The organism is Sphingobacterium sp. Mn56C, assembly GCF_049319645.1.
Lineage (GTDB): Bacteria > Bacteroidota > Bacteroidia > Sphingobacteriales > Sphingobacteriaceae > Sphingobacterium.
In genome coordinates, this window is record NZ_JBMOUC010000003.1 from 228,320 (window position 1) to 247,215 (window position 18,896).

At 42.4% G+C, this 18,896-nt stretch carries 12 protein-coding genes and 3 tRNA genes; all 15 read right to left on the reverse strand.

Translation table 11 applies throughout. The features are described 5' to 3' along the window. Window positions 1–31: 31 nt before the first annotated feature. Window positions 32–106 (reverse strand) — tRNA-Val (locus tag ACL9RF_RS10565). 911 nt (window positions 107–1,017) lie between these two features. Next, window positions 1,018–1,092, reverse strand: a tRNA-Val gene (locus tag ACL9RF_RS10570). Window positions 1,093–1,100: 8 nt separating this feature from the next. Then, window positions 1,101–1,178, reverse strand: a tRNA-Val gene (locus ACL9RF_RS10575). 148 nt (window positions 1,179–1,326) lie between these two features. Then, on the reverse strand, window positions 1,327–3,309 hold the full coding sequence (locus ACL9RF_RS10580; protein ID WP_422800594.1) for a putative porin: 1,983 nt from the start codon (window positions 3,307–3,309) through the stop codon (window positions 1,327–1,329). A gap of 45 nt (window positions 3,310–3,354) precedes the next feature. Further along, window positions 3,355–4,170, reverse strand: a complete 816-nt coding sequence (locus ACL9RF_RS10585) for a purine-nucleoside phosphorylase (protein ID WP_422800595.1) — start codon at window positions 4,168–4,170, stop codon at window positions 3,355–3,357. Window positions 4,171–4,236: 66 nt separating this feature from the next. Beyond that, window positions 4,237–5,727 (reverse strand): sodium:solute symporter, encoded by a 1,491-nt coding sequence (locus ACL9RF_RS10590; protein WP_422800596.1) that lies wholly within the window; start codon window positions 5,725–5,727, stop codon window positions 4,237–4,239. A gap of 19 nt (window positions 5,728–5,746) precedes the next feature. Beyond that, a complete protein-coding gene (gene murQ, locus ACL9RF_RS10595) occupies window positions 5,747–6,559 on the reverse strand; it encodes an N-acetylmuramic acid 6-phosphate etherase (protein WP_422800597.1) in 813 nt (270 codons plus the stop codon). Window positions 6,560–6,720: 161 nt separating this feature from the next. After that, a complete protein-coding gene (locus ACL9RF_RS10600) occupies window positions 6,721–7,956 on the reverse strand; it encodes an exo-beta-N-acetylmuramidase NamZ family protein (protein ID WP_422800598.1) in 1,236 nt (411 codons plus the stop codon). A 6-nt stretch (window positions 7,957–7,962) separates the two neighbouring features. After that, window positions 7,963–8,985: a glycosyl hydrolase family 18 protein gene (locus ACL9RF_RS10605; protein ID WP_422800599.1), complete on the reverse strand. Its 1,023-nt coding sequence runs from the start codon at window positions 8,983–8,985 to the stop codon at window positions 7,963–7,965. 66 nt (window positions 8,986–9,051) lie between these two features. Then, complete coding sequence (locus ACL9RF_RS10610; RefSeq protein WP_422800600.1) at window positions 9,052–10,674, reverse strand: PKD domain-containing protein; 1,623 nt, start codon at window positions 10,672–10,674, stop codon at window positions 9,052–9,054. Window positions 10,675–10,678: 4 nt separating this feature from the next. After that, window positions 10,679–11,476 carry a hypothetical protein gene (locus ACL9RF_RS10615; RefSeq protein WP_422800601.1) on the reverse strand — a complete coding sequence of 266 codons (798 nt, stop codon included), beginning with the start codon at window positions 11,474–11,476 and terminating at the stop codon, window positions 10,679–10,681. Between the two features lie 10 nt (window positions 11,477–11,486). Then, window positions 11,487–13,013: a SusD/RagB family nutrient-binding outer membrane lipoprotein gene (locus tag ACL9RF_RS10620; RefSeq protein ID WP_422800602.1), complete on the reverse strand. Its 1,527-nt coding sequence runs from the start codon at window positions 13,011–13,013 to the stop codon at window positions 11,487–11,489. Between the two features lie 10 nt (window positions 13,014–13,023). Further along, window positions 13,024–16,041, reverse strand: a complete 3,018-nt coding sequence (locus ACL9RF_RS10625; protein ID WP_422800603.1) for a SusC/RagA family TonB-linked outer membrane protein — start codon at window positions 16,039–16,041, stop codon at window positions 13,024–13,026. A 338-nt stretch (window positions 16,042–16,379) separates the two neighbouring features. Then, window positions 16,380–17,078 carry an N-acetylmuramoyl-L-alanine amidase gene (locus tag ACL9RF_RS10630; RefSeq protein WP_422800604.1) on the reverse strand — a complete coding sequence of 233 codons (699 nt, stop codon included), beginning with the start codon at window positions 17,076–17,078 and terminating at the stop codon, window positions 16,380–16,382. Beyond that, on the reverse strand, window positions 17,038–18,693 hold the full coding sequence (locus ACL9RF_RS10635; protein WP_422800605.1) for a glycoside hydrolase family 10 protein: 1,656 nt from the start codon (window positions 18,691–18,693) through the stop codon (window positions 17,038–17,040). The genes ACL9RF_RS10630 and ACL9RF_RS10635 overlap by 41 nt, the downstream gene beginning before the upstream one ends. Between the last annotated feature and the right edge of the window lie 203 nt (window positions 18,694–18,896).

Genomic DNA, 18,896 nt, shown 5'->3' on the forward strand with positions numbered 1-18,896 from the left:
TATATGGACAGCTCCGTTAAGGTTTTAAGCGTGGAGGCTACTGGATTCGAACCAGTGACCCTCTGCTTGTAAGGCAGATGCTCTGAACCAGCTGAGCTAAGCCTCCTTAGTGTTTTGCGGAGAACACAGGTTTGAGCGAAAGTGTTTCCTTGTTGATTAACAACGTTGCAAATAAACTATTTTATTATGATATAAAAAAATTATTTACACAAAATGTGGAAAAAAAGAGTTTATTAACAGCATTTCTTTATATAGTGCCCTAAAAGGCTAAAAATCGAACATTTTCCACCGAAGCACCTTGGGTTTTCCACATTTTTCTGTGTAAAAAAAGTGAAAAACAGCCCCACATTCCAACACTTATTGACATTTGTCAACGTAATTAAAATTACATAAAAATACCGCAGGTAAACAAAGATCTTTTCCTTGGTTATCAACAAGAACAACCTTACGCAAAACATTGATTATAAGCAATTAACATATAAACTAACAGTCTGTTAATAACAAAAGCAGACTTTTAAACAAAGAATAAGACCACAGATCATATACACAGCACAACATCCACAAAATGTTGACAACCGCATATTTATGGGGATAACCTTGAATTTTCGAACCATACAGCCACAAATACAGGCCAGAATTCCGTTAAAATAAAGAAAATCGCATTAAAAAAAACCTATTTCAACAAAAGCAGAAAAAGCCACAAAAGAAAATTACAAGGAAACACAGGGTTATCAACAATATACCCACATAGGTAGAAATAGACACAAGTAAAAAAGACACAGCAACAACCTGGAAGAACCATAACAAACCATAGCAGCAACACCTCCAGCTATAAGTATAGCAGCGCACAGCAGGGCCGAAAAGGCGAAAACCAGAAATTACCCAAACAAATGTGGAAAAGACCAAAGCCAAAGGAGAGAAAGAAGGACTACAGCAAAGGATAGCGCACTTACAAAAAATTTAAGCACAAAAAAAAAGGCTGTCTTTTGTAGACAACCTTTTACGTATTTAAAAATGTGGAGGATACTGGGTTCGAACCAGTGACCCCCTGCTTGTAAGGCAGGTGCTCTGAACCAGCTGAGCTAATCCTCCGAGAACTGTGGTGGAGAATACTGGATTCGAACCAGTGACCCTCTGCTTGTAAGGCAGATGCTCTGAACCAGCTGAGCTAATTCTCCATTTTTTTGTTTTCTTTTTAAGAACGTTTTCAGCAACCGTTTCCCTGATTGCGTGTGCAAATATAGGTCTAATTTTGATGTTTCAAAACATTTGCTAAACTTTTTTTTGACCTAAATATGCAAAACACTAAAAAACAAGCAGATAATTTTAGTCGTAAAACTTCCAAGAAACACCAAATCTAAAGTTTGCCGGATTCATCGGATATCTTCTCACCGAATAATAACCTTTTGGGTACGCATATTGATTCGTAAAGTTATTACTTAAGAAAAGATTTACCCGATTTATATTCGCCGTTATCCAAAAGTCAACAATAGGATAGGTCGAGAACTCTAGGCGTGCATTATCGTTATAAAACTGACCAGCGTTAATGGCATACGACGGGTTATTAAACGGCGTATTAAAGCGCACATCCATACCGATACGGAAATCCAACACCTTATACCAAATATCGCCATAATGGATGCTATGCCAGGTATAAAGCTCTGGTGTAGCCAAAATAGCCATGGCATCCGATTTTTGGTATACCAGCCTATTATCAAAGCCTATTTTACCAAATTTAAAGTTTTGGGTAACGGTAACTTTTAAAAGATTCAAATTATTGTATTGTGCCGGTTCAATAACCCGATACAAATCATCCCGACCATCGGGATTATCCACTGCTTTAAAGTACAGGTGATTATTGATTAAAAAATATTCGGCTTTACCGGAAAAACCTAGCTTCGCATTGCTATAGCCGAAAGATAAATTCTGCGTTTTTGTTTTATCAAAACTATGCGACCACTGGTGGTAGGTAACATTCAACCTATCGAACACCGACTCAGGCGATTTATTTTGAGTATATGCCCCAAGCGTTAACTTACCCACTTTTTCTCCAAATAAGATATCCGCATTGGCTTCATACAGGAAATCACCGAAATTACGCCCTAAAATAATCTGATTTCCTAAAACCTGCAGATTGATCTTATCGCTGAATTTATAACTTAAATCCCCCTTCGCCATACTATTCTGAAAGAACTCATCGAGCATCCTATCTTTAAACCATATTAAATCATTCTGAAACCCTACATTTAATTTCGCTTCATTTTTAAGCAAGGACTTATTACGCAGGAAAAATGTATACGTAAATTCGTTGGAGATATTCGTGACGCGCGTTGTATCGTGCACAAGCACCGCACTACCCTGGGGAAAAGCACCATTTAAATCGGCTTCATTCTTATAAAAGATATACTTCCGGGAACGAATGGAAGAATTATGGGCAAAAGCATTTGTCGGGTGAATTTCCATCTCCGGTGTACCGGCATTCACAGTATCCAAGCGCCCAATAAAAAATGATTGACGCAGAAACAAACCATTATCGTTCCACTTGGTATACGGTCGGTTCGCCTGCTGCCCGCGTAAACGAACAGGTTGCCCTAAAGCAGATGTGCCGCCATCATTTCTAAAAATGGTATCGTTAAGTACGGAACCATTTTCACTGGCATCCAGCTTATTGAACGTAGCGTTTACCAACATATTATAGCGTTTATTCTTGGATTCATACCAGGAAAAAACCGCCCCTTTACGATCCGAGTATTTTTGATTGAGGTAATACCCATCCGTATTAGAAGCATGATACTCCGCACCAATATTCCATTGTGGATTAATATTTTGGGCCATTTTAGCCCGAAATACCTGATCATTAAAGAAAAACCCTACCGCATACAATTCCGAGTACCGGGCACGAGCACGGTAATATTGGACCGAATCTGAAAGGATAAGGTACCTTTCTAAGGCATGGAAGCCCGTTTGAAAACCAATACTTTTATCCGGCGTATATAATAAATCACGCGTTGCTAAACCATACGAACCCAAGTTAACACTAGGGTTCCACGGTAAATTCTGCTTGTTATAATATTGGAAATTGCGATGCGTAGTATCCAGCATACGGGTATGTGTAGCCGATTTCAGCATAGCTAAAGTCGTATAACGCACATACCGGGCCGTAAAAACTACAGAATCAACCTTATTATCCTCCTTCGCTCTGGCCGAATCCAAAGCACTACTAAACTCTTCTTCAATCTGGGCATGAGCACTAAAGGCCACAGTCGAAAGGAAAACAATACAAAAAAGGCAACGTAAAATACTATTCATGAAGTTTGTCAAAATACAAGGCAAAAATAAAGTATAAATTAGACTTTACTGCATGGAGATCAATTCTTTTAAAATTGTAGTCATTTTAGGCTCCACTTCAGCCGCCACCTGAACAATCTCATCCAAAGACACCGGTTTCAAATCCTCATGAAACCCCTCGTCGGTGATAACCGAAATCGCAAACACCGGTAAGCCCATATGGTTGGCCACAATAACCTCAGGAACCGTACTCATTCCCACGATATCGCCACCAATAACGCGCATATACCGATATTCAGCACGCGTTTCCAAGTTTGGCCCTGGCGCCGAAACGTAAACCACCTTATGTGCTTTAATACCATGTTTAAGGGCAATATCTAAGCCCTGTTTCACCATAACCCGATCATAAGGAGCGCTCATATCCGGAAAACGAGGACCAAAGCCATCGTCGTTGGAGCCCCGTAAAGGATTATCCGGCAAGAGACTAATATGATCGTCGATAATACCGATATCTCCCTTTTGAATAGCAGGATTTAAGGAGCCCGAAGCATTCGATACCAGCAACTTCTGAATACCCAAAGCCTTCATTACCCGAACGGGAAAAGTAATTTCTTGCATCGAGTAGCCCTCATAATAATGCAGGCGTCCCTGCATAGCGACGACCTTACGCCCCGCCAGGGTTCCAAAAATCAATTTTCCGGTATGAAATTCTACAGTTGATATGGGGAAATTCGGAATATTAGCATACATCAATTGCTGCTCCACCTCGATCTCGTTCACGAGTTTGGCAAGGCCTGTTCCTAAAATTATACCAAATTCAGGCGTAAAATCGCCAATTTTACGGCGAATAGCGGATACGGTTTCATCGATTAAATGATACATAAGTGCAAAAAACTAGTTACTCAAACATAATGTTATTTTTTTGCACCCACAAATCAGGCCCCTACATTAACCATGCGAAAGCGCTTTAGCTGAAGCTTTTCCAGGCGAGGTAAACCACAGCAATAAAAATGTGATTAAGCCATTGTAAATAATCAAGTCCAAACCAACAACATAAGAGGTATATACAGAAATCACAAATTGGTTCAAAACATATAACAATAACGGCGATACCACACAGATATACGGCACTAACCTATCTCTTACAGCATACTTCGTTAGTATACCAAAAGTAAATAACCCCAGTAAAGGGCCATAAGTATAAGAGGCCGCCGTAAAGATGGCATTCACCACCGAATCGTTATTTATTAACTTAAACACCAGAATAACCAATAACATCAGCACAGAAAAGCCAAAATGCACATAGTTACGTTGTTTAATCAGACGTGGATCATTAGGGTTTTCCTTTTTATTGAAGTTAAGGAAATCCACACAATACGAGGTTGTCAAAGCCGTTAAAGCCGAATCCGTCGTGGCGAATGTTGCCGCTGTTAAGCCCATCATAAAAATAATTCCAGCCACAATACTCAACCTATTCAAGGCAATCTCCGGATACAGGTAATCGCGCGTAGCAAGCGCCGTAACATCAATCCCATTACGTTCGGCATAAATATACAGCAAGGCCCCGACAGCGAGAAAGAAGATATTGATAACCACAAATACCGATGTAAAAGTGATCATATTTTTCTGTGCCTCTTTGATGGTTCCCATGGAAAGATTCTTTTGCATCAAATCCTGATCCAGTCCAGTCATGGCAATAGTTACGAAAATACCCCCTAAAAACTGCTTCCAGAAGTTTGCCTTCGCACCGACAAAATCATCCCAGAAAAAAATCTTGGCATACGAACTATTTTTTACGGCCTCAAAAGTATCCACAACACCAAAATCCAATCCCTTGGCCATAAAGTAAATCGACAACAGCACCGCAGTAATCAGAAAAGTCGTCTGCAAAGTATCCGTAACAATAATTGTTTTAAGGCCACCTTTATTCGTATACAACCAAATCAATACCAAGCAAATAATTACCGTAATAGCGAAAGGCACATTCCAAGCATCAAATATAAAATGCTGTAAAACAATGGCCACCAAATACAAGCGGAAAGCCGACCCTACCGTACGGGACACCAAAAATAGGGCAGCCCCAGTTTTATACGACAAATAACCAAAGCGTTCTTCTAGATAGGTATAAATAGACGTAAGCTTCATCCTATAATACAAAGGTAGCAGCACATAAGCGATAATAACAAAGCCCACCGCATTCCCCAATACAAACTGGAAATAGCCGAATTGAGATACCCCCACGGCACCAGGCACCGAAATAAATGTTACGCCAGAAAGCGCAGTCCCAATCATGCCGAAGGCAACCATATACCATTTAGAATTCCGGTTGGCCACAAAAAATGTAGCATTGTCCGACGCGCCCTTAGCGGTAAAATGGGCAACCACCAGGAGTACGCCAAAATAAACGACCAAGAAGGATAACAAAATACTAGGAGACATAATTTAGGATTAATACAGGTTATATATTTTTCTTCAGCGCATCAATTACGGCCCTTACGCTGCCATGATGTTCCAACAAGTGGCTTGCTTCCTCTTCCGTCGCCCCCGTCTCCGTCATAATCATACGCACACCACGATCCACCAACTTATGATTAGAAAGCTGCATATCCACCATCTTATTTCCTTTAACACGGCCCAGCTGCACCATTACTGCGGTGCTTATCATATTTAACACCAACTTCTGTGCAGTACCCGCCTTCATGCGCGTGGAGCCCGTTACAAACTCAGGCCCTACCACCACCTCAACCGGATAGTTGGCCAAGCTGGCAATTGGCGAGCCACTATTACACACCACACAACCCGTAGCTATCCCCTGCGCATTGGCCGCTTCAAGGCCCCCAATAACATACGGCGTGGTCCCCGATGCAGCAATACCAATAAGCACATCATTGGTATTAATCGCATATTCCGACAAATCTATCCAAGCCTGCTCGGTATTATCTTCCGCAAACTCCACCGCTTTACGAATGGCAGTATCGCCACCAGCAATAAGGCCAATAACCCAGTCAAACGGAACACCATAAGTCGGAGGGCATTCCGAAGCATCCAAAATCCCTAAACGCCCGCTCGTTCCGGCACCGATATAAAACAGCCTCCCTCCTCGCTTCATACGATCCACAACAACCTTTACCAAGGCCTCAATCTGCGGAATAGCACGCGCAACAGCCAAAGGAACCGTTTGGTCCTCCCGGTTAATATTAACGAGCAACTCCTGCACAGACATCTTGTCTAAATCTTGGTAATTCGAATCTCTTTCTGTAGTATTAATCATTGGTTTCGAAATCATTATATAGCTGACAACTTTTCGTAAATATGCGACTTTTCCCAAAAACATGCAAGAAAACGCATAACAAATTTATTACTTCTGCGAATTTATACTATTTAAATTAAATATGGATTAATAAACTACACGATCTGAAAGACAATTCATGTCTACTCAAAATCAGGGTAAAGCAAATACCTCTTGCGCATTTTTTTATACGCTTTTAAATCCTTTTTCCACGAATCTCTAATTTCATTTTCCGTTTTACCGGCGATAATTTGTTTACGTAACAGGTCGGTTCCGGCCAATTTATCAAAAAACTCTGCACGGGTAAAGAATTTAGACTTATCAGGCATTTTAGCATAGAAATCTAAAATATACTGTAAAGAAAACTGCTGCTTATCCGGGTCCAAATTACGCAGATCTACGCCATACAACAGCTGCCCCTTTCCTTCCACATGTTTCGCCATACCCATCTTTTCGGACGGCATAAAAGAAAAGTCGCCATAAACCGGACTATCAAAGCCCAGCACCTGAAACGGCCACTCTGTTCCGCGCCCTACCGAAATATCTGTTCCTTCGAACAAGCATAAAGATGCATACAAACGAACGGAAAGATGGTTTGGTAAACTAGGCGACGGGATTACAGGAAGATCATACGACATACTATGATCCCAATTTTTTACCGGCACGACAGTCACCTTACACTTACGCCCCCTATCCAGCCACTTTTCCCCATTAATCATCCTGGCCAATTCGCCAATGGTTAACCCGTGTAGCATAGCAATTTTATGATACGACACCGTAGATTTAAAAGCATCCTGCTTACGTACAGGCCCATCCACCTGATCCCCACAAGGGTTAGGGCGGTCTAAAACAATCAGTTCCTTGTTATGTTTGGCACACAACTCCATTACCCGATGTAAAGACGTTATATAGGTATAAAAACGAGCACCAACATCCTGAAGATCGAAAATCATAACATCAATAGACTGCACAATAGAATCCTGCTTTTCATTACCCCCATACAAAGAGTAAAGCGGCAAGCCGGTTTTACGATCTACAGCATTATGCACCTGCTCCCCCCTTTCCACATCGCCCCGAAAACCATGCTCAGGAGCAAAGGCAAATTTTAAATTCACATTTTCTTGCAAGAGCACATCCACAAGATGCGCTTTATCTGCCCCCACAATAGACGTTTGGTTCCCCATAAGCCCAACCCTTTTGCCTTTTAATAAGGGCAGATAAATAGGTAATTGATCCGCACCAGGAAGAATTTCAGTACCCCCACCCACAGCAGGATTACCGAATTGAGCCTTACCCAAAGGCATGGTGCTGTAACCAGCATAAGCCTTACTAAACACACAACAGATTGCTAAAGCAAAAAAATACAGGTTAATTTTCATAAGCTTTTATTTTAAAGCATCAAAAGCTGCCTTTATTAAAGAATTCTGACCCAAATCATCTTGTCCAAACTCCCAAAACATAATACCGTTGGCACGTTGCTTTGCTAAAGCTGCTTTCGCCCTCATAGTCTTCACACCATTGTAATAATAAGCCTTTCCCGATGTTACAAACATATCCGCATTCGGGTCTGCACCAGCCTTTACCAAAGAAATATAAGACATCGCTAGGTTATCCACATTTTTGCCATACAACGGCACGCCTAAAACCGCCTTCTCGGGCGATAAACCCTTATCGTCCAACCAAACATCCAATGTTTTCTGTGCGATAAGATACGTAGAATGATGGTTAGGATCATCCAGATCAATCCCCTTCGCATCATAAGCCATTAAATTAACAAAATCCAGGGCCTCCATCGCCCCCTTCGTAATACCATCTTTTACAGGTCCAGCATACAACCCAGGCGTCACCGCCATACTTAAATACTTATGCCAGCTATGCAACTCCGCAGCCAATTCCTGTGCAAACACCTCAAAAGCAACATCACTACCATAATTAGCCCTTGGGTATTCCCAATCCAGATCAACACCATCCAGCTGATAACGCACAGCAAAGTCGACAAGGCTTTTCACCAATCTTTTTCGCGTCTGTTCATTTGCCGCCAGCGTACGGAAAAGCACCTCATCCCCCTGTATAGAAATGGCCGTTTTCACCTTATTATCATGCGCCAGTGTATTCAGCTTTTCAAAATTTCCATGATTTGTTAAGGTTTGAAGCGTACCATCATCCTTAGGGGTTAAAAACGCAAAATGCAGGTGCGTAATATACTGGAGTTTCGCCGTATCGAATGTTGCTATATTTGCGTTATGATACGCATAAGCCACACTTTTAAAACTTTTATCCGCAATATAAGGACCTTCTGGTTTTTTGACCAGCTCAGCACCAAAGTCATCAGGCACCCAAACTATATCTTTTTTGCACGCCCCCATAAAGGATAAAGCCGCCATGCATACAATTAAAATCTTCTTCATAACAGGAGTATAATAAAACCAAAAAAACAGCAGGCAACACTTTTGCAGGCCTGCTGAACTAATAATTTAGCGTTTAACTTGATCTAAAGCCAAACCCAATGGCGCGTAACCCTTAAACAAAAAGTCGGGTGCCGCAGAGCCATCCAGTTTATAACGTTTAACACCAGAATTTGCTGCCGAAGGACCTAAAGTTGCCGGATTACCCGCACCAAAAATATCCGTGTTAGCGCGATAACCATAATACAAATAACCATTCCCCTGCTCGTCAACATCAATATCCATATTCGTAATATAAATATACTCCCCAGCCGCTCCCTGGTTACTATAACCGCCGGCAGTGCCAATTAACATCGAAGCAGCATGATCAATAGCAATAACATTTGAACCATCTATATTTGCGCGATAAACACCCTCTGTACGTCCGGCGTCGGCTCTATTTGTGGCGAAGTAGATAAATCCATTGATTTGGTCGACCACAAAAGCACGGATTGCATGGTTCTGAATCGCCGTATTAAATTTCCCGATATAAGAACCATCGTAATTAAACTTATAAATCCCTTTGCCCGTTGTTCCAGCATAGGAAACCCATATTTCCGAATCCACCTCTTTGATATCCGATGCAAAATACGTCCCTATCCCCTCGCCAGCAATCGTAGCATTGATGTTAAACTTAACAGCAGGGTAGGTCGCTTCCGATGCCGAAGCATTCAGCACGCGAACGCCATAGTTTCTACAGGTCCACCAAATATTTCCAAATTTATCCAGCGTATGCATCCAAGGGTCATCGCGATAATCCAATGTTGCAGCCACAGGTTTGGTAATAATCTGCTCGCCCGTACCGTCCAGATTATAAGACTTTAATACGCCATCCGCTTTTACGGCATCCCCCGTAGAGAAACGTGTTCCCAAGCCCGTTTCCGAGAGGTAAAGCTTCGTACCACGTACCGACAAACCGAAAGCATTGTAACCCGTAGACACACCTATCCATTCCACGGTAGCCGGGCGCTGCGTAGTTAATTTATACCGATAAACACGATTCGTAAAGGCATCGGTAAAATAAATAGTCTTCGCCAGTTCGCCCAACACATTTACAACAGCCTCAGTCGTTAACGTTTCTTGGCCGTCGTCGACAGTTAACCTCACCACATGAGAGCCTTCCGTTGTAAAAGCTACTTTCGGATTAGGCAAGGTCGACGTTCCCGCCTCCCCAAAATCCCATCGATAAGAAATAGCTTTGCCCGGATATTGAAAAACCTTTGCCGCGAACAGTACCTCCATAAAGACACCCACATTTTCGGGCAAGATAATCTGAGGTTGCTGTTTATTAACCACAAGCTTCTTCGACACAGACTTCTGTTCGCCGTTACTCCAGGTTGTCAATTTAACGGTATATTCCCCTGGAAGATCATAGAACACAGAATCAGGGGCCATTTTCTCCGACTGCGTATACGCTACGGTATCCCCCTTTGGCGTTATCATTTTTGCAGACTCAAATTCCCATAAAAATTTATCCGCATTCTTTGTACGGTTTGTAATACCCACCTTCCCTGGCGCAAATACAGCTGTAGTCGGGAAATCAAAATTAGCGACATAATCACCTTGCTGGCCAATGCGGGTAATATCAGTCTTCGAACAGCCCACAAGAAAAAAGGCTATACACAGCAGATATATAAAATTTAAGCTTTTCATGGTCTTACAAATTATTTAAAAAAATACGCGATGGCGCTGACGTTACAGTTCCAGAAGGCGTAACCGCATCCACATCGATTTTCACACTATAGGTTCCATATTTAGAAATAGCCTGCACATTTTTGATCAGATTATCTCGTGTCAATCTATCCTTAAGGTAACTTATACCCACGGCAGAGAGCACATAAGGCCCTGCAGTGGCAAAATGCGCGGCAGGGGCATCAGGAAATAGCGCTAAATAATCTTCCTTTAAAATAGAATAGGCCAACAAACTTTTTAAGATTCCAAAATCTGTTTCCGACAAAGCATGAATTAAAGCCGTACCATCGGGATATTTCCCCGTAACAGGTGTTAAAATATAAGGCTGCCGGATGACATAGTTATTCGTTAAGGTTTCCCAATAGCTATCCAAATTTTGAGCAAGAACCGTTTGCCAGATGGCCCTACTTTTCAGGGTATCACTTAAAACTAAAGTTGAAAATTTTGCGGTACCACCAGGCAGGGTTACATCCTTCGTTTTTATTGCCGTACCCTTGGGTAAGGAAAGGTCAATACCAAAAGACTCATACAGCGTTTCAAAAAATACAACCCGATCAATTTTATCATCCTTCTGCCAGGTTGACGCCGTCACCACAACGGTATCGCCAAACAGGGGTCTAGTATTGTTGTAACTCACAGTCAGCTGTGCTGAAAACTCGTTCGTGGTACTACCTAATTCGGTAATGGGATTATTTTTTTTACAGCCCAAAACCAGGATGGGAAGCAAAGCACATAATATATAGCGTAATATCGTATTCATCATGACCTCCTAACTACTTTAATAAAGATTTTTCTGTCCACCATAAAGGCATAAACACCCAATCGCGAGCAGCAGCCCCCAAGCGTTCGATTTCCTTCGGGTTATATACATACTCCGTTTGAGGATCGTAAACAAAGCGCTGAATATATCGGCCTCCCCATTCTGCTAAAGCATATTTCGGGTAATAAAGATCAGGGTACGCATTAAGGCTATATTTATACCGGCGCATATCAACCCAGCTTTCCGCTTGTAAATACAAAGCCACCCATTTCTGCATCATAATATCGGCAATCTTCAATTTGCCGGCGTCCTGCACAATTTTTGTAGAGCCTAAGAAACTCGTTATCAATCCAGGCTCCACCTCTAGTCTTTTCAGGTTCGTTTCCACGCCCATTTTGTAGGCATTATACGCGCCATGTATATCATTCAGGTAAAACAAAGCCTCCGCTTTAATAAAGTACAATTCTTCTTTTATCATATACGGGTAAGGCGAGCTGTCGGCAGTCCAAAAGCCGTTGTACAAATTAGCAAAATCCTGATATACCGTACCTGAAGGCAGATTAACATCCCGTAACCCCTCCGACATCTTAGCGCCGAGATACTTTTTATTAGCTCCAGGCGTGGTTAACTTATACAACCGAGGATCGAAGGTATTGGACTGCTGATCAACGGTAAGCGCTTTCATCAGCACGTCGGTAGGTAAGGAATTTAATAAATCATTCCGGATATCAGCAAACTGCCACTCCGGATTCGGCCTAGCCTCGCCCCAAAGGTTTTTTTCCCAATTCAATGTACTCTGAGCAGGATACCTGAATAAGGCATCATCGAAATCCGATAATGCCGCATTTACGGCCGATACCACCTCCGAATAGCCATCCGTAAAATTGGCGGTATGCAATTTTAACCGTGCTTTTATGCCATTCGCCAAAGCAATCCACTTGGTATAATCGCCCTTATAAATCAAATCCGCCGTACCATTCATCGTTCTAGCCGTCGGACTCACATGCTGTAACTCATAAATCCCTTCATCTAATAACTTGCCAATACCGGCATAAATTTTTTCTTGAGAATCGTACAGCGGGTTAAAAGATCCTGTATACGCCTGTTCAAATGGCATATCTCCAAACACATCCGTTGCCGACAAATAACTCAATGCCAATAATATTTTACCAACACCAGTAAAATTATTGTCGCCATCCTCATTCGAACGGATCAACATCCCCGCAGGGCCAGCAATGTTTGACCCCACATCAAAATAATGCCAGCGCCAGGCCCCCATACGGGTAATAGAATTGTAATTCCAGGTATCCGTTTGTGCGTTACTATTCCCCGTTCTTGAGGTAAGGTAATAACTATGGTAAGCGGCAAAACGCGCCTGTGCGTATAATGAATACGCCAAATTAGCTTGAATAGCAGGCAGACGTTGACTGGAAGGCACCGTTACGGGCTGCACCGGATTGTAGTTCATATCTAGTTTATGGCATGCTGTAAGCGTAACAACGGCTATAAACACCCAGAATATCTTTATATATACTTTCATAACGTACTCTTTATAGACTAATATTTAAACCAAAAGAAAAAGATTTAGGTAACGGAATAGCCCCATTATCTACCCCCATCGTACTCGCACCACTACCCCCCGCATTAGGGCCAGCACTATTCACCTCTGGGTCACCTCCAGAATAATTGGTTATCACGAAAGGATTTTGTGCCGAGAATTCCAGGCCTAATCTTTTCACCCCTAAACGGGTAGCCATAGCGGTAGGCACCGTATAACTTAAGGTAATAAAACGTACCCTCGCCCAATTTACTTTTTCCACAAAGTTAGTTCCGACCTGATAATAGTTGTTCGCAAAGTAACTGTAATTCAAGACCACAGGTTTATCATTTTTAAGGAAGGAGCCATCTTGCTGAGCAGCAACACCATTAAAAACAAACACCTTATCTCTCCATTCTCCGACATCATAGGCCGTACCTGTAGACATCATACTTTGGCGGGAAGCATTTAAAATATCACCTCCAAACCTAAAATCCCACATAAAAGAAAGGTTAAAACCCTTATAACTAAACTTATTGAGCCAGCCGATATTAAACTCCGGCTCCCTATTTCCAATATTTCTATCGGTCCCATCCACAATAGGATAACCTTGGTCGTCGACAATAACATAACCTTCAGCAGTACGTTTGTAGTCTTTGCCGACAATCCCCAACACATGATCATTTAACGTTGTAGCTGCTGACCCCGCATTTAATTGTGCATTGGAATACTTAAAGGTTACAATATCGCCGGCGAAAGCAAGCATCTTGGAAGTATTTTTCCAAGCATTAACCGTTGTATTCCAGGTAAAATGGTCCGTTTTTACTGGTATAGCATTTATAGAAGCCTCATAGCCTCTATTGCGCAAAGACCCCGCATTAAAAGTCATGATAACAAAACCCGAAGGTAAGGGCACACGCGGTGTCATAATCATATCCTCACTTTTACGCTCGTAATAGGTAAGATCGATATTCAAGCGGCGCTTCAAGAAACCCAATTCCGTGCCCACCTCAAACTCTGCGGTACGCTCGGGTTTTAAATTTGGATTTCCTCCGGTGGAACTAACGACAAAACCAGCCCCCGGCGTAAATGTCCGCACCAGATTTGTATTGGTACGGTAGATCGGCGCATCCTTACCCACTTTAGCATAACTGGCTCTTAGTTTTCCATACCAGCTTTCCGGAGCAATAAGTTCACTGAATGTAAAACTTCCCGAAAACGAAGGAGAAAAGAACTGGCGATGTTGCGGAGATAATGTTGAGGTCCAATCATTACGCCCGGTAACACCCAAAGACGCAATATTTTTGTAGGTTACGCTAAAATCACCGTAAACAGCATAGCGTTGACGTGCAGATTTATTTTCTGTTAAAAAAATGTTATTCCGATCAATAACATTTGGCGATGGAATATCGGGCACTAAAAAACCCTCCCCGAAATAAGCGTGTCCATCCGAGGTATAATAGTCACTATTCGCCCCCAGTATCAAGGAAAGGTTAAAATCGTTGTACAGCTTCTGCTGCATGGTAGCGTTAAAAGTCGAGGTGATATACTTCGAAGTGGAATTTGATTGAGATACCCGACCTTCAAAAAAGGAACCCGGAGTACCTGGTGTTACGACAGTACGGTATGTAGATGCCGTTAAGTCTTGCCCCAAGCGATACGATAAGGTAACCCAGTCTGCCGGTTTATAGTCAATATTCCCATTAACCACAAAACGATCTACATTATTATTTCTAGGGTTCCGCATTACCCCCCACATCGGAGAAATACGGGCATTACGGCCATCATCCTCCTGTTCCTTATAAACATAAAGTGGCTCGCCGTTTGGTTTTTCATAGGCACGGATATCATAACGCAAAGGATAGTTTAAAATACGGTTAATCCATCCACCCTCAGCCGCACCCGCTAAACCTTCTTGTATATTATTCTGAATATAATTGGCAGAGGCGGTAACACTAATTTTATCGGATAATTTTGCCGTCCCCTTCATTAAGAAGTTTATTTTATCCTGCTTGGTATTCGGAATCATAGAGCCTCCCTTACGGTAACCTCCAGACATATAATACTGTAGCTTTTCAGACCCGCCGTTTATGTTGACATTCGCATCATGCGAAACTCCCGTTTGGAAAAAACGCGCTAGATTATTGTAGATCTCCTCATCGAATCTAAATTTTCTGCCCCACGAAGAGCCCGAAGATTCATCATACGTCCCTCCGGTACCGGTAGTATACACCATCTGCTGGCGTGGCAGGCGACCTACAGTTTCCACAAATGCCTTATACGAACCATCAATTTGCATAACCCCAGATTTCCCCTTTTTTGTGGTTATAATAATTGCACCCGAGGCCGCGTCAATACCATAAAGCGCCGCCGCCGCCGCTCCCTTCAGGATTGAAATATCCTCAATATCCTGCGGATTAATATCCGCAATACGATTTACTGTTCCATTGGTAGATGCATTGTTTACGCGGATACCATCTACAATCATTAACGGCTGATTATCCCCCGACAATGTTGTTGAGCCTCTTAAAATAATCTCCGTCGGCAACCCTGGTGACCCACCAGAAGAAGAAATTTGTGCCCCAGCAACCTGCCCCTGCAATGCATTTAAGATATTTCCCTGATTGGAAGACCTTAAATCGTCGCCACTAACGCGCTGTACAGCATACGATAAATTTTTCTTGTTTCGAGCAATACCCAATGCCGTTACAACCACCTCACCAATCGACGATTCCTCGGGTTCCAAATTTACATCAATTGATGTTTGCCCCTCCACAAGCTTCTTCATAGGCACCATACCGATATACGAAAAGACCAAAGATTGACCTTTCAATACTTTGATTTCATATTTACCGTTTGCGTTGGTGGTGCTGCTGCTGATCGTCCCCTCTACGCGGACAGAAGCCCCGACAATAGGCAGTTTATCTGCAGCAGAAAGAACCAGCCCAGTTACCACCAATTGTTCTTGGGCGTAAACATTTACCCCCATAAACAATAGCATGGCCATAAGCAATTGTAAAGCTTTTTTCATACGTTAATCTTTAATTAGTTATCACAAATTTAGATGTGAGCTAAAAATAATACAAAAACCGCACAATACAGCATAAACAAGCGTAAAAAGCCCAAATTCTAGCATCTTTAAAAAAAGGAAACGCAGAAAGCTGAATAAAATTCCCGTTAAGAAACGATAAAATGAAAGTGGAAATTAATTAAACGCACAAAACAGCAGCCAAAGTCTCGCCTTGTGCGCGTAAAAGATTTTATTGCAATATTTTTGTTACAATTAAGAAATGGTATTGAAAATAAGCAACAAAGCGCATACGCTCGCAAACATTGGCTGCATAGGCTTCTTAATACGGCAAGCTGAATTTAAGGAAGTTGCGAAATTGTAAGTCTTTCCGGAAGGCCCAATTTTTTACGCAAAGCCTGCATAAACGTATCGCCTGGATCGCGTTTGCGGGTTATATAGGTTGGGTTGGTTTCCTTCCACCACTTCGTTTTACGAAATACCGTATATTCATGGTGCCCTATAACATATGCAATCGGATATTTAGCACGCAAATAGGCTATTAGGAGATAATTTGCCTGCAGTTGTGCCGCTGTAAGTGGTTTTTTTAACGACCCGATGTTCTCGATACCAATGGCACAGTAATTTAAACCTATGGTATGTCGCGCAAAACGATTTTCAGGCATTAGTTGATAGATGGTACCCTCGCGGCCAACGACATATTGTGCAGAAACATTTAATGAGCTGGCCGACTGCAAATCTCGGCGCCCGGGAAGAAAAACAGGATCGAAGGTTTTGAATGTTGCCCGTACGCTATTATTTTCGGTGTAGTGTACCACAATAATACGGGGCGCTATAACAGCCGAGTCCATGCTTACGTTATGTCGTTTTAGCATATACTCCAACGACAGTCGCTCGCGGTCTGCATCCCACTGTATAGGCATCTGTACCATATCAGGCTTAGTTTGTGCCCGTAGGGTACCTACAAAAACACAAACTAAAACCCAAACGGTTAAAATTTTATTTGCGCTGAACACGCTTTGCAATATAGTCACTTTCATTACCTAAACGGTCAACACCACGCACGGCAACATCGTATAGTGTTTTATTGTTCTTCATTCGAGGAAGTTCTTTCGAGGTAATATCCTTGGTTAGAATCTCGGTACTCCATTCATCGCCATAGCGCACATATAATACCCAATGTCTGATTTGATCGGGCTGCTTATGTAACCATTTGGCAAAGACTGCGTTTTTCTCTGTCGTCAATAACAAGGTAGGTTTAAGCAGTGGGTTGGCGTTTAACCACAAACTTTTAGGCACCAGCGCTTCCTCTTTATAGGGACCATCGACCAAGGCCTGTAACATGGCGGGACTCTTCGTTAAACCGGCAATACTCCAATGTACTTCGCCCGGACTATTGGGTACGAGTTCTCGGGTTGCATTAACCTGATTTACAATTTCTGTAGGGCGATCTGCCGTGCGTACCTCCACCGTATTTAGGCCAGGCCATAGATGCCTGTTGTAGGTATTTTCCGACTGCCACCATTTTAACAAGGCGGTAAAACTCTGCTTTGCCGGACTGATAGGCCAGTATAGCTGGGGGGTAAAATAGTCTACCCAGCCTTCATTTAACCAGAGTTTGGCATCGGCATATAACTCATCGTATTGGGAAGAGCCTGTTATACCTGCTGGATAACCGGGCTTCCATATGCCAAACGGACTTAATCCAAATTTGACGAAATTTTTCTCGGCTTTGATTTCGGTATAAATTCGTTTTATAAAATTATTTACATGATCCCTACGCCAATCTGCACGCGACAGCTTCCCGCCTGCATTGCGGTAGGCATTCCACGTTTTATCGTCAGGAAAATCTGCTCCGCCATTGTAGGTTGCATAAGGGTAAAAATAATCATCGAAGTGCACCCCGTCAATATCATAACGTTTTACAATATCATTCACCACGCGTGAGGCATGGTCTTGCGTACGCGGATCGGCCGGGTCAAACCAGTACATACCATTTTTTAGACGTACCACATAATCCGATGCTTTACGTACCATAGATTCCGACGTTACCGTGCCCCCATTGGAGTGATGCGCCCGGTACGGATTTAACCAAACATGTAACTCTAACCCTCGCTTATGTGCCTCGTCAACCCAAAATTCTAAAGGGTCATAGTATGGATAAGGTTGACGGCCGATTTCGCCATTCAAGAATACCGACCAGGGCTCGAATGTACTTTTGTACATCGCATCGGCCGAAGGGCGGACTTGGAAAATAACGGCATTAAAATTATTGTTCTTCAGCAAATCTAATAACGCTATTGCCTCCTGCTTCTGCTGTTCTGTACTTAAATTACGTTTGGAGGGCCAATTGATATTTGCAACGGTAGCTACCCAAGCTGCACGAAACTCCCGCTTTACAAGAGGCAAGTCTACACGAATGCTTTCTTCTTTGGGCTCTTCTTTTGCCGCCGTAACTTGAATTTTAGTATCGTCCACTGCAGAACGCTTTTGTCGGTCGTACACCTGTTCCGGAACTTCGTTGTGTACAGGGTTTACCAAAACGGCAGCCGTAGTAGACCGCTTCGCTTCTTTGCTGCGCTTCGATGAACAGCCAAAAAACACGAAAGAAAACACTCCCAAAAGGGCAAAAACTCTTATTGCATTTAATCTCATAGTTTGCAAAACTACGTTATTTCGTTAAATCTTAAAGAGATAGTCGCATAAAGATTGTATGAATCTTAACTTTTTTACAAAAAGGAGCTTCTAAACCGCATCTACCTTCAAAAAACCATACCAGTAAAAAAAGTTTCTTTGAAGATAACTATATTACCTCAAACCGGGGCTCCCAGACTTGCCCTAGCCTGCTATTGCTGTAT